General features: G+C 28.8%; 3 protein-coding genes. All 3 read left to right on the forward strand.

Features of this window, described 5'->3' with window-relative positions; all coding sequences use genetic code 11:
- Positions 1-867: thioesterase domain-containing protein (locus tag RBH29_RS17415; RefSeq protein ID WP_306698280.1), on the forward strand; the 867-nt coding region annotated here is incomplete at its 5' end.
- 252 nt (positions 868-1,119) lie between these two features.
- Positions 1,120-1,980: a hypothetical protein gene (locus RBH29_RS17420; protein ID WP_306698281.1), complete on the forward strand. Its 861-nt coding sequence runs from the start codon at positions 1,120-1,122 to the stop codon at positions 1,978-1,980.
- Positions 1,981-2,033: 53 nt separating this feature from the next.
- Complete coding sequence (locus tag RBH29_RS17425) at positions 2,034-2,156, forward strand: cyclic lactone autoinducer peptide (protein WP_306698282.1); 123 nt, start codon at positions 2,034-2,036, stop codon at positions 2,154-2,156.
- The last annotated feature ends 391 nt before the right edge of the window (positions 2,157-2,547 follow it).

Below are 2,547 nucleotides of genomic sequence, written 5' to 3' on the forward strand. Positions count from 1 at the left end.
GGAGGACATTCATTAAAGGCAATGTTAGCAATATCAAAAATAAATAAAGTAATGGGTATAGAAGCACCTTTAAATGTAATATTTGAAAGAAGCACAATTAAAGAAATGTCAGAGTTTATTAGTAATTATAAAGTATTAGAAAAAACAAAAGGAAACCAATTTATAAGCAATAATGTTATTTTATTTAAGGATAAAAAAGATAATAATATTTTTGCATTTCCACCAATAGTTACAAATGGAGTTGTATACAGGCATCTTGCTAATCAATTAAATAAGCATGCACTTTATGCCCTGAATTTTATAGAAGAAGAAAATAAGATACAAAAATATATTGAAATTCTTAAAAGTATAAATCCAAATAAACCATTTCTATTATTAGGATATTCGGCGGGGGGAAATATAGCATTTGAAGTTGCAAAAGAATTACAGGCTCAAGGAAATGAAATTAAAAATATTATATTAATGGACACATATAAGATGACTGGAGAAAGAAATCCATTAAGAAATGAAATAAAAAGCCAAAATGCTGAACTACTAATTAAACAATTAGAAGAACAGCATGAAAGGAAACAATATAATGGGAATATTTACACTAGCAAAGCATTAAAAGAAAAAATAGAGAAATATAAAGAATATATATCAAACTTAAACAATTTAGGAAATGTAAAAGCAAATATTTCTTTAATTAAATCAGCAGATATTACAGATACCACTAAAGAATTTGAAACTTTAAAAGAAGAATGGGAATACTCTACCACAAAGAAATTTCAAGTATATAGGGGGTATGGAGCACATAGTGAAATGTTAAAAGAGTGTTATGTTGAAAAGAATGCTCAGATAATAAAGGATATATTGGCAAAAGATTAAAATTCAGCTAATTATAATATTTATCCACTTACTAAATGATTACTAGTATACGATTTGTTTAGAAAAAATTACAAAACATTAAACAAAAGAACCTTTGATTAGATTCTAATTCGACAAATAAAAGCAACGGCATGTTGCTTTTATTTTAAATTGTATCAAAAAAAAGTCGAAAATAATCTTATTTGACACAATTGTTGATTGTCATGATATAATATGATAAAGTAAACTTAACAAAATGAGAGGTTAACTTATATGGGAACATCCTTAGTTGATTTTATTGCGATTTCAATACCAGAGCAGTTTATGATGGCTTTGTTTGTTTGGGTAATTGTTGGGAAAAAGGAAACAGCACCCCTTAAAAGTGTGGTGTTACTTGGGGTTATCTCGGCAGTAGTTTTTAGGGTGCTTGCTGTGCCAGTGTCAAATTATTTATTTTCAATAATACCTCAGGTTCTTGTGTTTGTAGCATTGATATATTTTATTTATAAAGTAAATATTGTTGAGTCAATTATAAGTTGCTTAGTAACTATGATTATTTTTGTAACTGTGCAGGGTTTCTTGTTTAATGTTGTTTCAGGTATAACAGGGGTAACAGATGATAAATTAGTGGAAAGCAGCTTTGGTTTAATATTGTTTGCTGTACAGTATTTTGTTATTATAGGTGCTATTGTTTATATTATATACAGGTTAGACATAAATATTCGTTATTTAGGGAAAAAAGATGTTAATAAGTTTTATGTAAGTCGGGTTAGATTTTTAATATTGCAACTTGCGTTTTCGTTTTTGCATTTAATACTTATTTATACTATAGTTGTTAATAATATAGAATTTTTAAAAAATACAGAAAACATTGTGCTAGTTGCAGTGAGTGTTGTAGTAACTGTGATTTTTACGTTACTTGTTATCAAAAGTGTTTTTAAAATGGGAAAACTTATACAAAGTGAAGAAGAGCAAAAAAGACAGTATGATGGTATAGAAATTATTCAAAACATTAATTACTTACATTCATTGGTGGAAAATAGAAAATACTTAGAATTAAAAAGTGCCTTGGAGTCCATGAAAGATGATATAGATAATGGAATGGTAAAAACTAATAACAAGGCTAATAAGTAAAATCACATTATTATGATTTTGCTTGTTAAATAAAAAAATGGGGGATGTTATTTATGAAAAGTAAAATGTTTGGGATTATTTCTTCAATACTCTTTGTAGTGGCAACATTAGTATCTAGTACGGCGTGTTTTTTCTTGTTTTATCAACCAAAAACACCAAAGGCACTAGACAAATAACATCTTAGATATCTTTTAATTACAAGAAAGGCTTTAGAGAGATACATATATAACATAATTGTGTAAAGTTAAACAATTTTGGGGCGTCTATATAATTAGACGCCTTTTTTGAATGCCTAAGAAAGTGCATTGCTTTCTGGCATCAAAAAAGTCTACCGAAAGGCTGTACTTTAAAGGATTACCCTGGCTTTAAATCGGCGAAGCCGACTTTTTTATTAGAAGTTTTGGAAGGGTGTGAAAGACGTAAAATCGAAGGGACTAGATGCACAGAAATTCTTAGAAATTTGTGCGAGCTACTAAGATAGGTTGTTGCAGAGTATTATAAAAAACAGCGTCTGAAAACCCATCCTTACTTGCCGGCTTTAGCCGTGGGATGAAAGACGCTCTTGCC

It is taken from the genome of Herbivorax alkaliphila, assembly GCF_030848475.1.
GTDB lineage: Bacteria > Bacillota > Clostridia > Acetivibrionales > Acetivibrionaceae > Herbivorax.